Genomic DNA, 21,303 nt, shown 5'->3' with positions numbered 1-21,303 from the left:
CTATCGCGGCCCGCGCGGCAGCCCCAGCACGCGTTCGCCGATGATGTTGCGCTGGATCTCGGCAGTGCCGCCCGCGATCGTCTCCGAAAAGGCGTCGAGATATTCATGGCCCCAGCCATGGGTCCCGGCGACCTCTGGCGACGCGATGCCGTAGAGGTCGATCGCCGCCGCGCCGATCCGCTGCGCCAGCTCGGCAAAGGCGAGGCGCACCATCGATCCGCGCGCGTCAGGCACACCTTCCTCGGAATCGAGCGCCAGCCGGTAGGACATCGCGCGCACCGCCGCCGCCTCGACACGCAGTTGCGCCAGCCGCGCGCGCATCTGCGGACGGCTGATCGGGCAGTCGCCCAGCATCTCGTCCACCTTCAGCGTGTTGGCGATGATGATGCCAAGACTTGCGGTGCCGCGCTCGAACCCCAAGGTCGCCATCGCAGTCGCCCAGCCATTGTTGAGGCCACCGACGACGTTCGCCAGCGGGATGCGAACATCGTCATAGAACACCTCGCAATATTTATGCGCGCCGGCCATCGTCTGGATCGGCCGTACGGTGATGCCCGGCGTATCCATCGGGCAGATCACCCAGCTCAGCGCGCCCGAAGTCTTGGCGTCGGAATCGGTGCGCACCAGCAATTCCTGCCAGTCGGCGATATCGGCGAAGCTCGTCCAGATCTTCTGCCCGTTCACCACCAGATGATCGCCATCGACCACGCCGCGCGTACGCAGCGAGGCAAGGTCCGACCCCGATCCCGGCTCGGAAAAGCCCTGGCACCAGATCGCCCTGCCCTCCAGCAATTGCGGAAGGTGGAGGGCCTTCTGCGCCTCCGTCCCGCACGCGATCAGCGTCGGCCCGGCGTGGTTCAACCCCACGAACGACGCGTCGAGCACCGGCGGCGCCTTGGCCCGCGCATATTCCTCGAACCACACGATCAGCTCGAGTACCGAAAGCCCGCAGCCGCCATGCTCCTTCGGCCAGGCAAGCCCCGCCCAGCCGCCTTTGGCCTGAATCTGTTGCCAGGCAAGCACATAGTCGCGCAGCGGCTGCCCCTCGAGCGGGGTCCTTTCCGCGGGCACATTGGCTTCGAGCCAGCTGCGCGCGCGGGTACGGAAGGCGCCGATGCTCTCGCTCATGCCGCACCCCACACGGCCTGCGCCGCAGCGCGCGCCTGCGCACTCGCCCCGCCAAGCTCGCCGGCGAGCGCGCGCAGACGATAGGTCCAGAGGTGCAGGGGAAATTCCAGCGTCAAACCCATCGCTCCCGAAAATTGGTGAAGGTCGTAAGTGAAGCGTGCGATGCGATCCTGCACGAAGCCCGCCGCGATGGCCGCATCCGCCTCGGCGTCTGACCAGGCTGCGCGAAAGGCGAGCCATTTGGCAGACTGCGCGGTTTCCTCGGCCATCGCCAACCGGTGCTGGATCGCCTGAAATGCACCGAGCGGGCGGCCGAACGCCTGTCGCGTGCGGACATGCTCGATCACGGTCGCGAGCGCCGCGGCCATGCAGCCCGCTGCCTCCGCAGCGATCGCGACCCGCCAGCGGCGGCGGATGTCCGCCGCGTTATCCAGCGTCCGCACCGGCAAGCCATCGAGCGAGGCGAGCCTGCCATAGGGATACGCCATCAGGCTCTCGACCGGTTCGATCGCCGCATCCGCCAGCGACACCAGCAACGCATCATCCTCGCGCAGCGCCAGCAGATGCTTCGCCATGGGCAGGAAGCGCGCGGGCCGCGTCGCGTCGCCGCTGACCAGCGCCAGCGGCCGTTCACCCGGCTCCAGCGGCAGCAGCGGCGCGATCAGCGCCGAGGCCCCCGCCTCCACCACCTGAGGCAGCCGTGCCAGCCGCTCGACCGCCAGCCCCGCATCGAGCGGCCCGAACCCGTCGATGCGCGCGATGTCGAGAAACCCCGATTCCGCCAGCGCAGCGTCGAGCGCGGTACTGTAGAGGAAATGCTCCGGCTCCCCGCTCGCTGCCTGCGCGTGCGCGGCGATCAGCTGATCCAGCCCGGCCAGAATGCCCGCCTGATCCTCGTTCAGCTCATAGTTCATCGCCGCGCCTCCCCCGGCAGCTCGAGCCAGCGGCGCGCAATCAGGTTGAGCTGGATCTCCGCCGCGCCCGATGCAACGCCCGCGGCGATCGCGCGCTGGTGATGCGCCTGTTGCACCGGATCGCCGCCCAGCAGTCCGTCGGGCAGGAATTCGGTCAGAAAGTCATTGACGCCATTGTCCGCCTGCACCACCGCCCAGCGCGCGACGCTGGGATAGGCGTCGGCGGGCAGCCTCTGCGCCTTGGCATCGACCACGCGATAGACAAGCATCCGTGCCGCTTCGCACAGCATCAGCGCACGCGCGGCGCGGTCCTGTACCACCGGATCGGTCCAACGCCCCTCCGCCTTCAGCTTCGCGACCGCGCGGTCGAGGATGCGGCGCGAAAACTCGTAGCGCGCAATGCCGGTGCGTTCATTGGCCAGCGCGAAGTTGATGATCTCCCACGCCTGCCCCTCCTCGCCGAGCCGGTTCCCGACCGGCACGAACACGTCGTCGAAGAAGACCTCATGGATGTCCCCCTCGCCGACCAGCGCGGGGATCTGCTTCACCTGGATGCCGGGCGAGGCCATGTCGGTGAGCAGGATGACGATGCCCCCCTTCCCCGCCGCACCGCCCTCGCTGGCGGGCACGCGGGCGAGCAGGAAGCAGGTGTCCGCCTTGCCGGCATAGCTGGTCCAGATCTTCGCGCCGCTGACGCGATACCCGCCCGCGACCGGCACCGCAGCGGTGCGCAGCGCTGCAAGGTCGGATCCGGCCGACGGCTCCGAAAACCCCTGACACCAGATCGCCTCCCCCGCACGCACCGGCGCCAGATAGCGGTCGATCTGGTCGGGCGTGCCATAGTTCATCAGCACCGGACCGACCCAGTTGACGTTCATATATTGCGCACCGCGCGGTTCGCCTGCGGCCCACATCTCCTCGCCCAGGATGAACTGGTGCCACACCGGCATGTTCTCACCGCCCTGCGACGCGGGCCAGTGCGGGACGAGCAGCCCCTGATCGGCCAGCAGCTTGCAGAAGGTGCGCGAATAATCGGTCTGATAGTCGCTGCCCGGCCCGTGGACCGACAATTCCTCCCAGTCCGATGGCAGCGTGTCGCGCAGCAAATCACGGATGCGCGCACGGTGCGCCTCCTGTTCGGGGTTCCAGCCAAACTCCATCGCCTAGCTCCGCCCTCGCGGCGCACGATCTGCAAGCATCCTCATCACCCTCTCCCGCTACGCCGCGTCTTGCGGCGCCGTCTTGATGGCGCGCGACAAGCGCCGCGCCGCAACCGACTTGCGATCCTTGTTGCATGGTTGCATTATACGGACAACTATTCAAACCTACCGAAGCGGAGAGAGCGATGGACGCGATGACCGCCATCCCCCAGTCAGAAACCGATGAAGGGACAAAGTTACGAGGTGCGGGCTTCGACGCCATTCATTCGCAGGCGCTCGCCGGCTTTCCCGAGCTCGTACGTGATCTTGAAAATAGTCCGGATGAATTATTGGCGGAATTCGGAGTCGCTTCAGCCGAAGCCGGAGGGCGCGGCCCCGTTCTGGAATATCGCACCTTCGTCCAGCTTCTTGCACGCAGCGCCGACCGGCTCGGCGCGCCCGATTTCGGCATCCGTCTCGCGCAGCGTCAGCGCGGCGGCAAGGTGATCGGCCCGGTCGGCGTCGTGATGAAGAACTCGCAGACCGTTGGCCAGGCGCTGGGCTACTGCGCCCGGCATATCCACGCCTACAGCCTCGCCACGCGCGTCCGTTTCCGGCCCGATCGAGCGCGGCACATCCTGTTCGTCGGGCTCGATATCCTGCTCGATCGCCCGGCCGACACGCGGCAGGTCATCGAGCATGCGGTGATGCTCGCCCACCTGAACGTCACCGATATTTCGGGCGGCGCAGCACGCGCACGCCAGGTATATTTCCGGCATGAGCCGCAGGCCCCGCTCAGGGTCTATCGCGATGCGTTCGGCTGCGAGGTGCGGTTCGGGCAGGAAATGGACGGCTTTGTCCTCACCGAGGACGACCTGCTCTGCAAGATCGGCGACCCCGACGAGCAGGTCTATGAAATGGCGACTGCGTTCATCGACACCCATTATCCCGCCGCGATGCCGCCGCTGCACGCGCGCGTGCGCAGTCTGGTGGTGAGCCTTCTCGGATCGAGCCGTTGCACCAGCGAGCATATCGCGAGCGAACTCTGCCTCCACCCGCGCACGCTCCAGCGCCGCCTGCGCGCCGAAGGCATGTCGTTCGAAGGCATCAAGGACGAGGTCCGGCGTGCGGTGGCGCTGCGCTATCTCAGCCAGTCGGACCTGCCGCTGATGCAGGTAGCGGAGAAGCTCGGCTATTCCGAAGCCTCGGTACTGTCGCGCAGCTGCTATCGCTGGTTCGCCCTCTCACCGATCCAGCTGCGCCGTCGCGCGGCGCGGGCCGAGGCCGCATGAGCGTGTCGGCTGGCGTCGGCGCTGCGTCCCCCGGCGTCAATACGCCCGTTCCGCCGACCACTAGTCACGGACAGGATTGAGAGGATCCCATGACCGCCATCTACCAGCCCAGCCGCGATCAGCGCACGCTCGCCGACTCCTTCATCGACTCGCTCGCGCCGCTGCTTCCGGTCGAACGGCTTCACCGCACTGTCGATGAGGACGCCGCGACCTGGGCCGCGCTCGACGCGCTCGGTCTGTTCGAGATGGGTGTGGACGAGGATGCCGGCGGCCTCGGCCTCGGCGCGGTCGAGGAAGTGCTGGTCGTCACCGCGCTCGGCCGCTACCTCGCCTCACCTTCGGTGCTCGCGACGCTTGGGGCGGCGCACGCAGGCTATGCCGGAGAGCGCCCGCGCCGGGTATTTGCGGCCTTTGACGGTTTCGCGGTCGATTGCCCCTCTGGCGCCGCGATCCTGCTCCACGACAATGAAGCGACGGGGATTTTTGCCACGCATTCGATCGGCGCAGCGCAGCAGGCGAACCACTGGCTGTCCGATCTCGCCCCGGTCAAGAGGGGCGAGCGTCTGGGCAGCTTCGACGCCACCAGCTTGCTGCGCCTCCGCCTGATCGAAGCCGCAGCGCTGGCGGGCCTTGCCGACGGCGCCTGCGCCATGGCGGTCGGCTATGCGCAAGTGCGCGAACAGTTCGGCCGCGCGATCGGCAGCTATCAGGCGGTGAAGCACTTCTGCGCCAACATGGCGATCGCCGCGCAGTCGGCGGGCGATCTCGTCACCTTCGCGGCAGTGGCACTCGACAATGACCGCGCCGACGCCGCCGCACAGGTCGAGGCCGCATGGATCGCGGCAGCGCAGGCAGCGCTCGGCAATGCCGCCACCAACATCCAGATCCATGGCGGCATCGGCTTCTCGGACGAAGCCGACCCGCATCTCTTCATCAAGCGCGCGCGCCTGCTGATCGCGGCAGGCGGCGGGATCGAGACCGCACTGGAACGCATCGCCGATCGCGATGCGCTCCCGGCGGCGATCTAGCGCAACGCGCTGCCGAAGGGCCGGATGCCCACAACCTCAAGCCCATAGCCGCCGATCCCCGGGATCGGCGCGCGCAGGCTGCCGCTCAGCAGTTCGATCCGCGTGATGCCCAGGTCGCGCAATATCTGCGCGCCCACGCCATATTCACGCAGCGCGCTTTTGTCGTCGCGACCCGCCCGGATCGGCACGCTGCCGTCGGACTTGTGGACGATCGGCCCGCGGATCAGCACCACCACGCCCGCTCCCTCCGCCGCGATCGTCTCCATCGCCTGCGGAATCAGCCCGGCGCGGCCGCCCTTGCGGCCGAGCACATCGTCCTGCACCGCAAAGGCATGCATCCGCACCAGCGTGCTGCCCGCGCCGGCCGCTCCTTTGACCAGCGCACAATGCTCGGTCCCGTCCACGCGGTTGCGATAGACATGCATCCGCCATTCGCCGCCATGCTCGCTGTCGATCATCTCGGACGAGACGCGCTCGATCAACACCTCGGTCGCATGGCGATAGGCGACAAGGTCGCGGATCGTCCCGATCTTGAGATCGTGTCTGCGTGCGAACGCGATCAGTTCATCGAGCGTCGAAAGCTCGCCATCCTCGCCAATGATCGCGCACAGCGCGGCGCTGGGATTGAGCCCCGCGATCCGGGCCATATCGACCGCAGCCTCAGAGAAGCCCGCACGGACCAGCACCCCGCCGTCGCGCGCCGCGACCGGGAAGATATGCCCCGGCGACACCAGATCGCGGTCGTTCGCACCGGGATCAATCGCGACCTCGATCGTCCGCGCGCGATCCGCCGCCGAGATGCCGGTCGAAACCCCCTCTCGTGCCTCGATCGAGACGGTGAAGGCCGATTGCCGCGGCGAACTATTCTGCGCGACCATCGGCGGCAGGTTGAGCTGTGCCACCCGCCCCGGCGTGAGCGCGAGGCAGACGACGCCGCGGCAATGGACCGCCATGAAGGTCACTGCCTCAGCACCCGCAAAGCTGGCGGGGATCGCGGCCATGCCGACATTGGCCGCTCCGCCATCCTCCACCAGGATGAACACGCGACCGGCGCGTGCCTCCTCGATGATCTCCTCGGCCAGGGCCAGATAGTCGCTCACTCGTCCATACTCCCTATCGCCCCGTCCATACCGGCTTGCGCTTCCCGGCAAAGGCGCGCGGCCCTTCCTGCGCGTCCTGACTTTCATAGCTGAGGTCGGATGCCCGCCGCGCCGCCTGAAGTGCTGCCGCACGGCCCATTTCGGTCGCCAGCATCACGGTCTGGCGTCCGGCCTGGACCGACAGCGGTGCCCCCGCCAGAATCTCGCCCGCCAGTTCCAGCGCCACATCCATCACCGCGGCGGGCTCGGCCAGCCGGTTGACCAGCCCGATCTCGTAGGCGCGCCGCGCGGTGATCGGCTTTCCGGTCAGAATGATCTCCATCATGATCCGTTGCGGGATCATATGGATCAGCGGCGCCGCCCAGGGTGAGCTGCGGCCGACCTTGACCTCTGTGATCGCGAATTGTGCCGCGGTGCTGGCGACGCACAGGTCGCACGCCTGCGCGATCATCCATCCGCCCGCGAACGCCGCACCATTGACCGCTGCGATCGTCGGCTTGCTCAGCTCGATATTGTCGCCCGGTACCGGGAACATGTCGCGCGGCGGGATCGCCATGCCGGTCTCGACCATCTCCTTCAGGTCGCCGCCAGCGCAAAATGCTCGCTCCCCTGCGCCGGTCAGGATCGCGACACGCAGCGCCGGATCACGCTCGAACCGGTCCCATGCGGCGAACAGTCCCTCGCGGATCTCGCGGCCCAGCGCGTTACGCTGCTCGGGCCGGTTGAGCGTGATGATCGCGATACCGTCAGCGCGCGCATCGAACAGGACGGGATCGGTCATGTCAGAATCCTCGCTGGCGGATCGCGTGGGCGGAGCGATCCAGTGGCTCACGGAAATCAGGATGCGCGATTGCGACCAGCCGCCGCGCGCGTTCGGCCAGCGTCTGGCCCTTGAGTTCTGCGGCGCCAAACTCAGTCACGATGACATCGACGTCGCTGCGCGCGGTCGTCACCGGCCCGGACAGCGCGGGCACGATCCTGCTCACCGCTCCGCCCTTGGCCGTTGCGGGCAGTGCGATGATCGAATGACCGCCCGGCGACCGCGCCCCGGCACGCACGAAATCGACCTGGCCTCCGGTCCCGCCCAGATAGGTCACGCCGGATTGCTCGGCATTGACCTGCCCGGTCAGATCGACCTCAAGCGCCGAATTGATCGTCACCAGCCGCTCGAGCCGCACCAGCACCGCGGCATCATGGGTATAGGCCGTGCTGCACAGCCGGACCGCAGCATTGCGGTGCGCCCAATCGTACAGCCGCCGCGTGCCGATAAAGGCGCCGTTGACCGACACGCCGGTATCGATCGCCTTGCGCGCATTGGTGACGACGCCGGCCTCGATCAGATCGACCACGCCATCGCCCAGCATCCCCGAATGCACGCCCAGATCCTTGCGGTCGCGCAGCAGCCGCAGGATCGCGTCGGGCACGCCGCCCACCCCCACCTGCAGCACCGATCCGTCGTCGACAAAGGTTGCGGCGTGGCGCGCGATCGCCTCGTCGGTCGGCGTCACGCTCGCCGCCGCCACTTCCACCGGATCGCGCGACACCTGCACCGCGACATCGATGCGCGAGCTGTGCAGCATCTCGCCCGGCACGAACGGCACCCGGTCATTGACCTCGGCAATCACCACCCGTGCCTTGGAAACCGCGGCCGGCACATAATCGCCGATCAGGCCCAGGCTGTGATTGCCATCCGCGTCCGCCGGGCTGACCTGCACCATCGCCACGTCGCAGCCGATGAGTCCGGCCTCGATCATCGGCCCGATCTGGCTGACATGGCACGGCACGATGCCCAGCCGGTTCGCCTTCGCCATTCCGCGCAGCGCGCCGATCGCACCCATGCTCGACAGCGCAAAGGCGTCCGCAGTCTCGGGCGTGAACAACCCGGAAAAGCTGGTCGCAATGAACGCCGACAGGTCGCCGATCCCGGTCCCCTGCGCGATCAGCGCCTCGACCAGCGTCACCGGCTCGCCGCACGCCTGACCGATGACGATCCGGTCGCCGCGCTGCAGATGGCGGGCAAGATCGATGATCATCCCCGCCCCGCCTGCCGCAGCACATTCTGCGCGCGCGAAAGATAGGGCCGGTCGAGCATCCCGCCCTTCCAGCCGATCGCGCCAACGCCGGGATTGGCAGCGAACAGCGCAACGATCTCCTCCGCCTCGGCAATCTCGTCCGCGTTCGGTGCAAAGGCGGCGTTGATCACCGGGACTTGCGCCGGATGGATCGCCAGCATCCCGCGATAACCGTCGCGCCGCACCTTCTCCGCACGCGCCTTCAGCCCGTCGAGATCGCGGAAATCGCCCTGGATCGTCTCGACCGCCGCCACCCCTGCGGTCGCCGCACCCAGCAGGCACAGGGTCCGCGCGAGTTCATAGGTGAAGCCATAGCTGCCATCGGGGTTGCGGTTGCTGCTCGCACCGATCGAATCCGCCAGATCCTCGGCGCCCCAGGTCAGCGCCACCACACGCGGCGCGCCCTTATAGTCACCGGTATGGAACATCGCTTCGGCGGTCTCGGTGACCAGAACGATCACCTTGGTTGCCCCAATTTCAGTCCCGTTCGCCGCCTCGAACGCGCGGAGATAGTGGTCGAGCCGCTCGACATCCGCGCGCCCGTTTGCCTTGGGCAGCATGATCCCGCCCGGGCGCCCCGGCATCACTGCCGCGAGGTCCGCCAGCGTATGTGGTCCATCCATCGGATTGACCCGCACCCAGAGCCGCTCATGCTGCGCAGCATTGGCGTTCAGGAAATCGCGCACCATCGCGCGCGCGGCGGGCTTGGCCTCCTCCGCGACCGCATCCTCCAGGTCGATCAGGACGATATCGGCATCGCCCTCCATCGCCTTAGTCATCTTCTTCGCGCTGTCGCCCGGTGCGAACAGCCAGGAGCGCGCGTTGAACCCCGTCGTCATCGTCGTGTCCTCAATAGGAGCGCGGAAGCTCCAGCACCTTCTCGGCCAGGAAATTGAGGATCATGTGCGGGCTGACCGGCGCGGTGCGCGGGATCAGCACCTCGCGCAGCAGCCGCTCGACATGATATTCCTGCGCGTAGCCCATGCCGCCCAGCGTCAGCATCGCGGTGTGGCACGCCTCGAACGCCGCCTCCGCGGCCAGATACTTTCCGGCATTGGCCTCGACCCCGCATTCCTCGCCTTTGTCGAACAGGGTCGCGGCCTTCATCACCATCAGGTTCGCGGCTTCGAGCTGCGCCCAGCATTTGGCGAGCGGGTGCTGGATGCCCTGGTTCATCCCGATCGGCCGCCCGAACACCACCCGCTCGCGCGCGTAGCGCGCCGCCCGCGCGATCGCGTTGCGGCCGATCCCCACCGCCTCTGCCCCCAGCAGGATACGCTCGGGGTTGAGGCCCTTGAGGATGATGCGGAATCCCTGACCCTCAGCGCCGATCCGGTCTTCCTCGGGCACGAACAGGTCGTTGATGAAGACCATGTTCGATCCCACCGCATGGCGCCCCATCTTGGGGATGATGCGATGCTCGACATGGTCACGGTCAAGCCTTGTGTAGAATAGCGACAGCCCGTCGGTCTTGCGCGTCACGCCGTCCAGCGGCGTGGTGCGCGCGAGCAGCATCATCCGGTCCGCGATATGCGCGTTGGTGATCCAGATCTTCTCGCCGTTGACCAGATAACCGCCATCGACCTTTTTCGCGAAGGTCCTGAGCTGCGTCGTGTCGAGGCCGGTATTCGGCTCGGTCACCGCAAAGCACATCTTCTCCGCGCCCGTCAGGATCGGCGGGATCATTCGCTGCTTCTGTTCCGCCGTGCCGAACTGCTCGACCGGCTCGAGACTGAAGACGGGACCATGGATCGACGAGGCGGCGGTCATGCCCCCGCCGGCCTCGGCCACCGCCTGCATCATGATCGCGGCCTCGGTGATCCCCAGCCCCGCGCCGCCGACCTCCTCCGGCATCGCGACGCCCAGCCACCCGGCCTCCGCCATCGACCGGTGGAACTCGAACGGAAACACGCCCTCACGGTCCTTCTCGAGCCAGTATTCGTCGGAGAACTGTCCGCACGCCTTAAGGATTGCGTCGCGAATGTTCTGCTGGTCCGCGGTGAGCTGGAAATCCATCGTCAGGCCCTCCGTGCGCCGTCTTGATCCGTGCCCAGTCCGATCTCGGCAAGGATCTGCTCGCCATGCTCGCCGGTGGTCGGGGCATAGCCTGCGACAGCTCCGGGGGTCTGCGAGAACCAGGTCGGCACGCCCGGGAAACGCACCGGACCGTGCGCGGTCTCGATCGTCTCGAACAGGCCCACCGCGTTGAGGTGCGGATCATCGAACAACTCGCCCGGCGTGCGCAATGGCGCCGACGGGATTTCCAGCGCGCGGAACAGCTTGATCCACTCCGCCGTGGTCCGCTCGGCCAGCGTCTCGGCGAGCCGGGCATAGATGGTGTCGATATGCTTCGCCCGCGATTCCAGCGTCGCGAAGCGCGGGTCATTGGCCCAATCGGGCTTGGCGCCCTCGACGAACGCGTTCCACTGCTTGTCGTTGTAGATCAGCACCGCAATGTGCCCGTCGCGAGTCTTGTAGGGCTTGCGGTTCGGCGCAACCGCGCGCGGGTATCGAGCCGGGCCGAGCGGCGGCGTGAACATCGCACCATTGGCGTGCTCGACCAGCATGAACGAGGCCATCGTCTCGAACATACCGACCTCGACCTCCTGTCCCTCGCCGGTCCGTTCACGGTAAAACAGCGCCATCATCGTCGCATAGAGCGTGGTGAGGCCCGCCACCTTGTCCGCGATGATCGTCCCGACATAGCTCGGCTCGCCGGTCAGCATCTGCTGCACCGCGGGCAGCCCGCATTCGGCCTGGATCGTGTCGTCATAGGCGGTGCGGTCGCGGTCCGGTCCGCGCCGGCCGAAACCGTAGCAGTTGGTGTAGACGATGTTCGCATTGATCGCCTTCACCGCATCATAGTCGAACCCCAGTCCCGCAATCGCCTTGGCGCGCATCGAATGGATGAAGACGTCCGCTCCCTCGATCAGCTTGGTCAGCACCGCCTTGTCCCCGGCCGACCGCAGGTCGAGCACGATGCTGCGCTTGCCGCGGTTGACGTTGATGAACACCCCGCTCATCCCCGCAGCCGGCCCTTGCGAGATGAAGCGCGTATTGTCCCCGCCCGGCGGCTCGACCTTGATCACATCGGCGCCCATGTCGGCCATGATCTGCGTGCAATAGGGGCCCATCACCATCGTCGTCAGATCGACGACGCGGATCCCCGCAAGCGGCCCCGTCCGATCCTTCGCTGCGCTAGGCATGCGCGATTTCTCCATCATCCCGGGTAGCCGCCAGCTGCGCGCGCGGCATGTCGCCAGGCAGCGCACGCCCCGCGAGCGCGAAGTGCAAGGCGGCCCAGGCGAACAGCACCGGCACCACCAGCAGCGCATATTGCAGCGACAGTTCGCCGACGCTGGGCGCCATCCGGTCGCTGATCGATCCGACCAGGAACGGGCCGATCGTCGGACCGAGCAAGTTCATGCAGAACAGCAGCACCGCCGATGCGGTCGCGCGCGCATCATCCGCCACCAGCGACTGTACCGCGGCAAAGGTCGGCGCGAGATAGGCGTAGCCAAGCCCCTGGACGAAGGCGAGAAACAGGATCGCGAGACCGACACCCGGCACGCTGATCGCTGCGAACGCCGACACCGCCCCCAGCGCCATCGCGATCGCCGGCACCCATTGCCGCCAGCGCACATCACGCCCGCCGAGCCAGTCCGAGATCCATCCGCTCGCAAACAGGCCGATCAGCCCGCCGATCCCGGTCGCAAGGCCAAGCTGCATCCCGACCTCGCCTGCGGTCATGTGATAGGTGCGCATCAGGAACGCCGGCGACCAGACGGTGATGCCGAACCCGGCGATCGTGTAGAGCGACCCTGCCATCGCCATGTGGCGGTACGACCGGCGCGAAAACAGGAATTTGAGCGTGTCCCAGAAGGGCGCCGGCTCGGCATTGTCGGCCAGCACCACCTTGCCCGGCTCGGGCAGCAGGAACCACGCCATCAGCGCGACGAGGAGCCCCGGCGCACCGACGAAGAAGAAGGCCGCGCGCCAGTTGGCGACATCGGCGATCCACCCGCCCAGCATCAGTCCCAGCATGCTCCCCAGCGGAAAGCCCAGCGACACGATCGCGAGCACCAGCGCGCGCCGTTCCGCCGGGAAGGCGCGCGCGACCAGCGCATGGCCCGCGGGTGCGCTCCCGGCCTCCGCCGCCGCAACGCCCCCGCGCGCGAGCAGCAGATGCATGAAGTTCTGCGCGAAACCGCTCAGCGCCGTCATCAGACTCCAGAAGGCAAGCGTGAGCGAAAGCACGACACGCGAACTGTGCCGGTCCGCCACCCGTGCCAGCGGCAGCGCCGCGACCGCGTAGATCAGCCCGAACCCGACCCCGGTCATCAGCCCGATCTCGCTGTCGGTGAGGCCCAGATCCTTGCGGATCGCGTCGACCAACACGAACGGGAGCACCCGATCGAGCACGTTGAGCGTGTTGATCAGCAACAGGACAAAGATCGCCAGCAGGCCGCGGCGGCCAAAGACATTGGTGATCACGCGCAACCTCTCCTCATGCTCGGGACCCCATCATGCCTAGAGGCAGGTCCAGCCGCCATCGACGGCATAGGTCTGGCCAGTGATGAAGCGGCCCGCATCGGACGAGAGCAGCAGCACCGTGCCGACGAAATCGTCGGGCACCGCGGTGAACGGCATCGGCTGCCCCTTGCGCACCCATTCCGACATCTTGGGGTGCGCGAACATGTCGGTGGTCATATCGCTGCGGAAGAAGCCGGCCGCGATCGAATTGACCCGCACGCCCCAGCGTCCCCACTGCCCCGCCAGCTCGCGTGTGAGACCGACCAGCCCCGACTTGCTCGCCACATAGGCCGCCTGAGGGATACGCCCGATGCCGACCACGCCGCTGATCGAGGCGATGTTGACGATCGACCCGCCGCCTGCCTCGCGCATCCCCGGTTCGAACAACTGGGCGAGGTGGAAGGGCGCGAGCAGGTTGAGCTCGAGCGTCGCGGCGATCTGCGCCGCCGATTCCTGTTCGGCCGGCACCACGTCCTGCACCGTGCCCGCGACGTTCACGAGCACATCGACACGCCCGGCTTTCGCCGCCAGCTCGCTACGGGCTTCGGCGGTCGAGAGATCGCACGCCATCGGGACGATCGCGGGATGCGCGTCGGCGAGCGACTGAAGCCGCTCGGCGCGGCGCGCGACGCCGATCACCTTCGCTCCGGCCGCCGCGGCGGCAAGCGCGATCGCCTCACCCATGCCGGACGATGCCCCGGTGACCAGCACCGTCTTGCCCGCGAGCGAGTAGAGCGTGTCGGGTGCAAAGGCGGCGAGCCGCTCGGCATGGCTGGGGACGGTATATTCGACCGCTTCGGTCATCGGTTGATCTCCTCGATTGGGCTCACGCACGCGCGGCCTCCAGAATTTCGGATCGGGTGAGGTAGGCGGCGCGCGGCGCGGCACGCAGCTCGGCCTTCTGCACCTTCTCGGTCGGAGTGCGCGGCAAGTCCGCCATCACGCGCAACAGGGTCGGCACCGCATAGGCAGGCAGGTTCTTCGCCGCATGATCGAGCACCGCGCGCAGATCGGACGCACCGGTCCGCAGCACGATCGCCACGGCGACCTCCTCATCCGCCTCGTCGCAGGCGACCCCGAACACCGCGGACTCCGCGACATCAGGATGCGCGTCGAGCACGCTTTCAACCTCCCATGCCGAGATATTCTCGCCACGCCGCCGGATCGCGTCCTTCTCGCGCGCCTCGAAGAACAGGTCGCCCTGCTCGGACAACCGCCCGCGATCGCCCGAATGGAACCAGAGGTTGCGAAAGGCGCGGACGGTCGCCGCGTCCTTGTTGTAATAGCCCGCCATCATCGCGTCGGGCACGCGCGGGCGCAGCACGATCTCGCCGATCTCGCCAGCGGGCAGCAGCCTGTCGTCCGCATCCGCGACCGCAAGTTCGAACAGGTCGGTCCCCCGCCCCGCCGATCCGATCTGCGACGATCGCGCGCCCTTGCGCACGTTGAGCGCGGCCATCGGCGCTTCGCTGAGGCCATAAGTCTCGACCAGCCGCACGCCCAGCCGCTGCTCGAACGCTTCCCACACCGCCGGCGGCGCGCCCGCACCGAAAGCAGTGCGCAGCGTATGCGACCCCGTCACACGATCCTCACCCGTGACGTTGAGGATCAGCCGCAGCACCGACCCCAGATAGTTGAACGCGGTGATCCCGTCGGCATCGACCGTCTTCCAGAAACTGCTGGTGCTGAGCTTGCGCTCAAGCCGGATGCTTGCCCCGGCCCAGATCGCCGGGATCACGCCGGTGTAGCGCGCATTCTGGTGATAGAGCGGGAAGAAGTTGAGCAGCCGGTCGTCGCGGCCATACTCCATCATCTCCGCATTGTAGCGCGACAGGGTCAGGCACGAGCGCTGGGTATGGGTGACACCCTTGGACGGGCCGGTGGTGCCTGACGTGTACAGGATCACCCGCTCCGGCGCGCCGTCCACCGGATCGAACGCGCCAGTTGCGTCATGGCAATCGGCAAAACGCTCGACGCGGATGGCACCCGGATCGGAGAACGCTTCATCGCCGCAAACCAGCACGAGTTTCAGCTTAGGCAGCGCCCCCGCCACCTCGGCGAGTTGCGTGACATAGGCGGTGTCGCAGATCACTGCGGTCACGTCCGCGTCCTGCAGCAGATAGTGCAACAATTGTCCGCGATATTGCGGGTTGATCGGTACTTCGGTGCAGCCGAGCAGGCTGGACGCCAGCCAGGCGAATACACAGTCGAGCGAATTGTCCATCAGCAGCGCGACATGATCGTCCGCGCCGATGCCGAAGCCCCGCAGTCCCACCGCGACCCGTTCCGACCGTTCGAGCAGTTCCGCGTAGCTCACTGTCTCCGCGTCGAACAGCAGCGCGGTGCGCGCACCATGTTCCGCTGCCCGGTCACGAAGAAGCTGATGGAAGGTCGTCACGCCGCCCGCCTATTTGTCGCGAAAGGCCTGAAGGCGCTTCAGCACCTCAGGCTGAAGCATCATCAGATAGGCATCGGTCATCGCCGAAAGCGGTCGCTTCTCGTTGAAGATGTGCTTGAGCATCCGGAGCGCGACCGGCGACCCGGTCTTCACTCCGGCGATCATCTTGTCGAGCGCGGCGGGCAGTTCGTCGGGCGTCACCAGCTTGGTCAGCAGCCCGGCCGCCTGTGCTTCCGCGGCCGGGAAGATCACCCCGCTGTACATCCAGTAGCGCAACGTCGCGTGCGGCACGATGTCGCGCAGGAAGCGCGGCAGATGCCCGTCGACGATCCCGACCTTCGCCTCCGGGATCGCGAAGCGCGAACGGTCGGTCGCGATCAGCATGTCGCACATCAACGCGAGCGAGAGCCCACCGCCGATGCACAGCCCATCGATCGCCGCGATCGTCGGCTTCTTCATCGTCCGCACCGCTTCGAACGGTAGATATTCCTCATAGTCGAGGATCGCGGGCGGATCATTCTCGAGGACGTCGAGGATTTCCTTGAGATCCCCGCCCGATGCGAAGGCGCCGTTCGCCCCCTGGATCACCATCAGATCGACTTCGGGATCGGCATCCGCCGCCGCCGCCGCATCGCGAATCGCGGCATACATCGACTTGCACAGCGCGTTCTTCGCCTCCGGCCGATTGATCGTCACAAAGGCGACGCGGTCGCGCAACTCGACCGTAATACGCGGATCACCGCTCCTCATCCCGTCCTCTCCAGCAGCGCACGAACTTCGGTCCATGCAGAATATGTCCAGACAGATACAGGGATCAACCTAGCGGTCAAGGCGGTTTCTGGGTCAAACAGTGCGATTTATGTACGGACATCCAATCCGAACAAACACCGACGTCGCCAGACCGCGTCGGCGCAGCGCTAACAACCGGGCACAAGCCTTGTTGAAACCGCCATAATCTATAAGGATGCCGCTTGCCGGGTAAGCCGCGATCCCCGAAGCGGACGCAGCATCGACCCGCGACAGGGGTGAGGATCGAACGATGGGGCAACAGTCAGGCGTGGCAAAGACGAGCGACGATAGCGCAGAGACGACCGGACAAGCAGCCGGCCCGCTCTACCTGCAAGTTGCACGGACGCTACGCGACGAGATCGTCAACGGCATCTACCCGATCGGCAGCCAGCTTCCGACAGAGGAAGAACTGCGTGCGCGCTTTTCGGTGAGCCGGTTCACGGTGCGCGAGGCGCTGCGCCGGCTGCGCGAGGACGGTCTGGTTGCGTCGCGCCAGGGTGCCGGCACGGTGGTGGTCCCCGGCCCGTCCGAGACCGAAGTGTTCCACGCCACCTCGATCAACGATCTGCTCGCCTGGGCCAACGACACGCGGTTCGAGATCGAATCGATCAAGATGATCACCGTGGACAACAAGCTCGCCGCGCGGATCGGCATCCCGGCGGGCGAGGAATGGCTGATGGTCCGCGGCATGCGCCTGCGCGACGACAATGACGTGCCGATGTGCTGGATCGAATATTACATCAACCGCAACTTCGCGAGCGTCGGCCGCCTGCTCCCGCGCAACAAGGGGCCGATCTTCCCGCTGATCGAGGATCTGTTCGGGGTGACGATCGCGGAGGTCGAGCATGTCGTCTCCGCGACACTGGTCTCCCCGGCGCTCGCCGCGAAGCTCGACGTCGAGAAGAAGTCGGCGGCGCTGGAGATCCTCCGCAGCTATCGCATGACCGATGGCGGCATCGCGCAGGTGACGCTGAACATCCATCCTGCCTCGCGCTACAAGCATTCGATGACGATGCGGCGGGTGAAGGCGTAACCCTCACCCGCCAGGCCGGATCACCCCCTGCTCGGCAACTCGACGATCGCCGTCCCGATCGCCGACAGTTCGCCGCGATGCGTTTCCGCGCGCTGCTGGATCTCGACCAGATGGCGCCCCTCTTCATCCACGAACTTGCGGACCACCTGACCGTCGATGAAGATCACGTCGCCATCGGGATTGTGGCGGCGGATCTGGCAATCGGACTGGCGCAGGAAACCGTCATCGCCCATCCAGTTGGTGAGGTGATGCGTCAGCCATGACGTCCGCTCGGGACCATAGTCATAGGCGCCGGGTGCGCCGACCTCAAGCGCGAATGCCTCGTCCCAATGCACCCGCTCGGGGCAGTCTGGGACGTTGAAGCGGTTCTTGATGCCAAGGCCCGGATGCTTCTGCTGCATCTGCCAGGCGATCTTGTTGGCACGGATGTAAAGCCCGCCCCAGCCCTGCGCGTAGCAGATGAAGCCGGTGACGGTCATCGGCCCCTTCATCATCCGCGGCAGCCTGTCGCCTTCGGCAACCTCATCCCAATAGCGCGGGGTCGCACCTCGGATTTCCTCGCTCGCATAGAGTTTGCCCCATTCGGCGAGCTGCTCGTCGGAGAGCTGCTCCACCCGGCCGCGCGCTTCAGTGTATTTCGTCCCCTTCTCGCGCGCCTCGTCGCGGTCGGTGCGGAACACCCAGCTATCGGCTTCGGCGACCTTGTCGCCATGCTGATTGAAGAAATCGACATGGTAGATCTGCTGGAACGAACGGCCGGCGAAGCGGGTCTGATGCTCGATCAGGTCCTTGAGATAGGCTTCGGTCGTGATCGTGTCGTTGCGCAGGACCGGCTTGTGCCATTTCCAGTTCGCGCCCGCCCACATCGCATGCACGCCCGGCAGGCCGCCGCAATAGCCCGAGATGATCCGGCTGGTGGTAAACAGGAAGCTCGGCAGCGCGACCACGTCGCCATACTTCGTCGTGGCAGCATATTCAGGGTCGCACCAGAGCGGGTTGTCGTCGCCGATGCCGTGCGCATAGTGGCGGATCGCGTCGCGGCTTGCCTCATAGTTCCACGGCTCGACCGTATCGGTGATCCTGACGCCGATACGCTTGCGCAGATCGGCCAGCCCCTCTTCGGTGATCTTGGGAAACCGGGCTTCGGTCTTTTCGAGTGTCGTTGCCATTCGTTTCTCTCCTGAATTCAAGCAATCTCGGCGGCGCGCGCGGCCTCGCGGTCGCGCAGCACCTTGCGGTTGACCTTGCCGGCCGGGGTTTTGGGGAGCTCGTCGACGAACGCGACGATGCGCGGGAATTCGTGCTGGGCGAGCCGGTTACGGGTGAAGTCCTGAAGCTCTCGGGCGAACGCGTCGCCGGCGTCGCGGCCGGAGACGACGAAGGCCTTCACCACCTGCCCGCGCTGTGCATCGGGAACGCCGATCACCGCGCACTCGCGGACATCGGGATGGTTGAGCATCGTATTCTCGATCTCGACCGCGCTCATCGTCCAGCCGGCGGAGATGATGACGTCGTCGGCGCGGCCGCAATGGTAGAAATAGCCGTCGGCGTCGGTCTTCGCCCGGTCCTTGGTCGATAGCCAGCCGGCACCCTGCCCGCTCTTTGGCCGCCACAGCATCAACTCCCCGATCTCATCGGGCGCGCAGGCATTTCCATCGGGACGCTGCACCTCAAGCTTCTGGCCAGGGACCGGCTTGCCCAGCGATCCGCGCCTCACCATGAAGTCCGCCGCGCCGGGATAATTGACCAGCACCACGCCGATCTCGGTCGTCCCGTACATCGAGCAGGCAGGCACGCCGAACTGCGCGTCGATGAAATCGAGCGTCGCAGGATCGATCGGCTCGCCGGTGTAAGAGAGCTTGGCAAAGCGGAAGCGGTGATCGCCCGCCGCACCGCTGTTCTTCATCATGCGATAATGGGTCGCCGCGGCGGACATGTTGGTGATGCCGTGCGTGTCGAGCGCCTGCATCAGTCGCACCGGGTCGAAGCGCCCGGCGAAGGTCCCGGTGGTAACCCCGAGCGCAAGCGGGGCGAGCGTACCGTGCCACAGCCCGTGCCCCCAGGCGGGCGATGACGGGCAGAAGAACTCATCGCCCGGGCGGATGCCGGTGCCGTAGAGGGCGGCGAACATCAGCGTGACGATCGCCTTGTGCGTATGCCTGACCGCTTCTGGCAGCGCGCGCGTAGTGCCCGAAGTGTACTGGAACACCGCAAGGTCGTTCGCGCTGGTGCGCGGGGCATAGCTCGCCGGATAGGTCGCGATCTCGGCGAGCAGGCGGTTGTCGGCGACGACCACGTCAAGCCCGTCGATCGCCCGGGCGAGCGGCGCCTTCTCCGCGTTGGTGACAAGCAGCCGCGGCGAGCAATCGTCCACACGCAACCGCAGCGCGTCGGGGCCGAACAGCGTGAACAGCGGCACCGAGATCGCCCCGGTCAACATCGCCCCGAACAGACAGACATAGAAGGGCAGCGACGGTTCGAGCATAAAGGCGATGCGCTCGCCGGGCTGCACGCCCCTTGCATCGAGCCAGTTGGCGAAGCGCATCGCGCCCGCCGCCAGCGTATCAAAGCTCAGGACTTCATCGTGACCGTCGGCATAGGCGATGCGAACCGCGGCACGGCCCGTGCCGTCGGCGTGCCGCAGGACACATTCATGCGCGATGTTCAACGCATCGCGATCCCCGTCGAACAGCGCCCAGAGCGCGTCCATTCCGGCATGCGCCTGCGCATCCGCATAGCTGGTGAAGTCCGTAAGCCTGGCCATCGGCAATCCGCCCCCGTCACGAGCGATTCAGCGACCGCCCTAGATATGACCGGACAAATGACATATGGATATCAACGTTGTAAATATCGAATAGTGTTCGATATATCGAACATATCAGACATATAAATTAGTTAAATCAGCACTTTAATTGAGATCGCTGCCGCAAGGGATCACGCCATGGGCAAGTCAATTAGTCCGGATACATCGACAAAGGCGCCCGCCATCGCACGTGCCGCGGCCATTCTCCGCCTGCTGGGACGCAGCGAGACTCCGCTGGGCGTCCACCCGATCGCGCGCGAGCTGGGACTCGTGCCCAGCACCTGCCTTTACGCATTGCGCGCGCTGGCAGCCGAGGAGCTGGTGGCGTTCGATCCGGAAACCAAGCGCTACGCACTCGACGCAGGGATCCTCACCCTCGCGCGCCACTGGCTGGAGCGCGACACGTTCAGCAACCTCGCCCAGCCGCTGCTCGACCGGATCAGTCAACAGCACCAGGTCACGACACTGGGCGTACGCATCGCCGGCCTCGACCCGATCGTCGTCGTCGCGATGGCGCAATCGGGACGAACACTGCAATTGAGCACCCGGATCGGCAGCCGCTTCCCGGCACTGATCAGCGCCACTGGCCGCTGCGTCGCTGCATTTGGCGGTCACGCCGACACCGAGATCGAAGCGCGATTCCATCGCCTGCGCTGGGACACCCCACCCCGATATGAAGACTGGTTGCGAGAGGTCGCCGAGACGCGCAGCCGGGGCTGGGCCGTCGATACCGGCAATTACATCGCAGGCGTGACCGTGGCCGCCGCCCCGGTCCGGCAGGCGGCGCAGCCACCGAGCCACGCGTTGGTCGCGATCGGCATCGGCACCGCGATGCGCGACGGACTCGCCGCATTGCGCCGGGATCTGGTCGCGGCATCGCGATCGCTTTCAACGCGACTCGGCAGCGAACCTCGATTCACGGTCACGCCCATCCAACCGGTCATAAATGCGAGAAATTAGCCATTTAAGTACGGACAAGATGAGAGATTCAGAGGGGTTTACTCGTGAGTAGCCTCTGTTATAGTCTGGACAAAATAGATCATTGACGCCTACGAAGATAGCAATTGGTCCGGG

General features: G+C 66.4%; 19 protein-coding genes. 4 read left to right on the top strand and 15 right to left on the bottom strand.

The features are described from left to right. Genes AC07TU_RS09825 through AC07TU_RS09815 form a run of 3 tightly spaced genes read right to left on the bottom strand, consistent with a single transcriptional unit; the run spans nt 1 to nt 3,202 of the window. The gene (locus tag AC07TU_RS09825) at nt 1-1,128 is read right to left on the bottom strand and encodes an acyl-CoA dehydrogenase family protein (protein ID WP_495187728.1); all 1,128 of its coding nucleotides are present in this window, start codon (nt 1,126-1,128) and stop codon (nt 1-3) included. Continuing rightward, nucleotides 1,125-2,042: an acyl-CoA dehydrogenase family protein gene (locus AC07TU_RS09820; RefSeq protein ID WP_495187727.1), complete on the bottom strand. Its 918-nt coding sequence runs from the start codon at nt 2,040-2,042 to the stop codon at nt 1,125-1,127. Before AC07TU_RS09820 ends, AC07TU_RS09825 begins: the two co-directional genes overlap by 4 nt. Continuing rightward, nucleotides 2,039-3,202, bottom strand: coding sequence for an acyl-CoA dehydrogenase family protein (locus AC07TU_RS09815; protein WP_495187726.1), 1,164 nt, complete (start codon nt 3,200-3,202; stop codon nt 2,039-2,041). Before AC07TU_RS09815 ends, AC07TU_RS09820 begins: the two co-directional genes overlap by 4 nt. A 134-nt stretch (nt 3,203-3,336) precedes the next feature. Here AC07TU_RS09815 and AC07TU_RS09810 point away from each other — a divergent pair, with 134 nt between their 5' ends. Continuing rightward, the gene (locus AC07TU_RS09810) at nt 3,337-4,473 is read left to right on the top strand and encodes an AraC family transcriptional regulator (protein WP_495187725.1); all 1,137 of its coding nucleotides are present in this window, start codon (nt 3,337-3,339) and stop codon (nt 4,471-4,473) included. An 89-nt stretch (nt 4,474-4,562) separates the two neighbouring features. Beyond that, nucleotides 4,563-5,501 carry an acyl-CoA dehydrogenase family protein gene (locus AC07TU_RS09805; RefSeq protein ID WP_495187724.1) on the top strand — a complete coding sequence of 313 codons (939 nt, stop codon included), beginning with the start codon at nt 4,563-4,565 and terminating at the stop codon, nt 5,499-5,501. Here the strand turns inward: AC07TU_RS09805 and AC07TU_RS09800 are convergent. Genes AC07TU_RS09800 through AC07TU_RS09755 form a run of 10 tightly spaced genes read right to left on the bottom strand, consistent with a single transcriptional unit; the run spans nt 5,498 to nt 16,354 of the window. Next, nucleotides 5,498-6,601, bottom strand: coding sequence for a 3,4-dihydroxy-2-butanone-4-phosphate synthase (locus AC07TU_RS09800; protein ID WP_495187723.1), 1,104 nt, complete (start codon nt 6,599-6,601; stop codon nt 5,498-5,500). The genes AC07TU_RS09805 and AC07TU_RS09800 overlap by 4 nt on opposite strands. A gap of 13 nt (nt 6,602-6,614) precedes the next feature. Next, nucleotides 6,615-7,382: an enoyl-CoA hydratase/isomerase family protein gene (locus tag AC07TU_RS09795; protein WP_495187722.1), complete on the bottom strand. Its 768-nt coding sequence runs from the start codon at nt 7,380-7,382 to the stop codon at nt 6,615-6,617. Between the two features lies 1 nt (nt 7,383). Beyond that, a complete protein-coding gene (locus AC07TU_RS09790) occupies nt 7,384-8,631 on the bottom strand; it encodes an acetyl-CoA hydrolase/transferase family protein (RefSeq protein WP_495188377.1) in 1,248 nt (415 codons plus the stop codon). Continuing rightward, on the bottom strand, nt 8,631-9,512 hold the full coding sequence (locus tag AC07TU_RS09785; protein WP_495187721.1) for an HpcH/HpaI aldolase/citrate lyase family protein: 882 nt from the start codon (nt 9,510-9,512) through the stop codon (nt 8,631-8,633). Before AC07TU_RS09785 ends, AC07TU_RS09790 begins: the two co-directional genes overlap by 1 nt. Nucleotides 9,513-9,522: 10 nt before the next feature. Further along, complete coding sequence (locus AC07TU_RS09780) at nt 9,523-10,689, bottom strand: acyl-CoA dehydrogenase family protein (RefSeq protein ID WP_495187720.1); 1,167 nt, start codon at nt 10,687-10,689, stop codon at nt 9,523-9,525. A 2-nt stretch (nt 10,690-10,691) separates the two neighbouring features. Next, nucleotides 10,692-11,879, bottom strand: a complete 1,188-nt coding sequence (locus AC07TU_RS09775; RefSeq protein WP_495187719.1) for a CaiB/BaiF CoA transferase family protein — start codon at nt 11,877-11,879, stop codon at nt 10,692-10,694. Then, entirely contained in the window at nt 11,872-13,167 is a 1,296-nt protein-coding gene (locus tag AC07TU_RS09770) for a spinster family MFS transporter (RefSeq protein WP_495187718.1), read from the bottom strand. The genes AC07TU_RS09775 and AC07TU_RS09770 overlap by 8 nt, the downstream gene beginning before the upstream one ends. Before the next feature lie 36 nt (nt 13,168-13,203). After that, entirely contained in the window at nt 13,204-14,010 is an 807-nt protein-coding gene (locus AC07TU_RS09765; RefSeq protein WP_495187717.1) for an SDR family NAD(P)-dependent oxidoreductase, read from the bottom strand. A gap of 22 nt (nt 14,011-14,032) precedes the next feature. Then, nucleotides 14,033-15,604 (bottom strand): AMP-binding protein, encoded by a 1,572-nt coding sequence (locus AC07TU_RS09760; protein WP_495187716.1) that lies wholly within the window; start codon nt 15,602-15,604, stop codon nt 14,033-14,035. A gap of 9 nt (nt 15,605-15,613) precedes the next feature. Further along, nucleotides 15,614-16,354, bottom strand: a complete 741-nt coding sequence (locus tag AC07TU_RS09755; RefSeq protein ID WP_495187715.1) for an enoyl-CoA hydratase/isomerase family protein — start codon at nt 16,352-16,354, stop codon at nt 15,614-15,616. Between the two features lie 307 nt (nt 16,355-16,661). Here AC07TU_RS09755 and AC07TU_RS09750 point away from each other — a divergent pair, with 307 nt between their 5' ends. Continuing rightward, on the top strand, nt 16,662-17,426 hold the full coding sequence (locus AC07TU_RS09750) for a GntR family transcriptional regulator (protein WP_495187714.1): 765 nt from the start codon (nt 16,662-16,664) through the stop codon (nt 17,424-17,426). Between the two features lie 20 nt (nt 17,427-17,446). On the opposite strand, the gene AC07TU_RS09745 is transcribed toward AC07TU_RS09750, so the two are convergent. Both AC07TU_RS09745 and AC07TU_RS09740 read right to left on the bottom strand, forming a co-directional pair. After that, entirely contained in the window at nt 17,447-18,595 is a 1,149-nt protein-coding gene (locus tag AC07TU_RS09745; protein ID WP_495187713.1) for an FAS1-like dehydratase domain-containing protein, read from the bottom strand. Between the two features lie 17 nt (nt 18,596-18,612). Next, nucleotides 18,613-20,190, bottom strand: coding sequence for an acetate--CoA ligase (locus AC07TU_RS09740; RefSeq protein ID WP_495187712.1), 1,578 nt, complete (start codon nt 20,188-20,190; stop codon nt 18,613-18,615). Nucleotides 20,191-20,367: 177 nt separating this feature from the next. Between AC07TU_RS09740 and AC07TU_RS09735 the strand changes: the two genes are divergently transcribed. Then, the gene (locus AC07TU_RS09735; protein WP_495187711.1) at nt 20,368-21,189 is read left to right on the top strand and encodes an IclR family transcriptional regulator; all 822 of its coding nucleotides are present in this window, start codon (nt 20,368-20,370) and stop codon (nt 21,187-21,189) included. Nucleotides 21,190-21,303: the final 114 nt, after the last annotated feature.

The sequence above is a fragment of the Sphingomonas sp. GW821-FHT03E12 genome (assembly GCF_059420685.1).
This window is presented reverse-complemented; position numbering and strand designations above follow the sequence as displayed.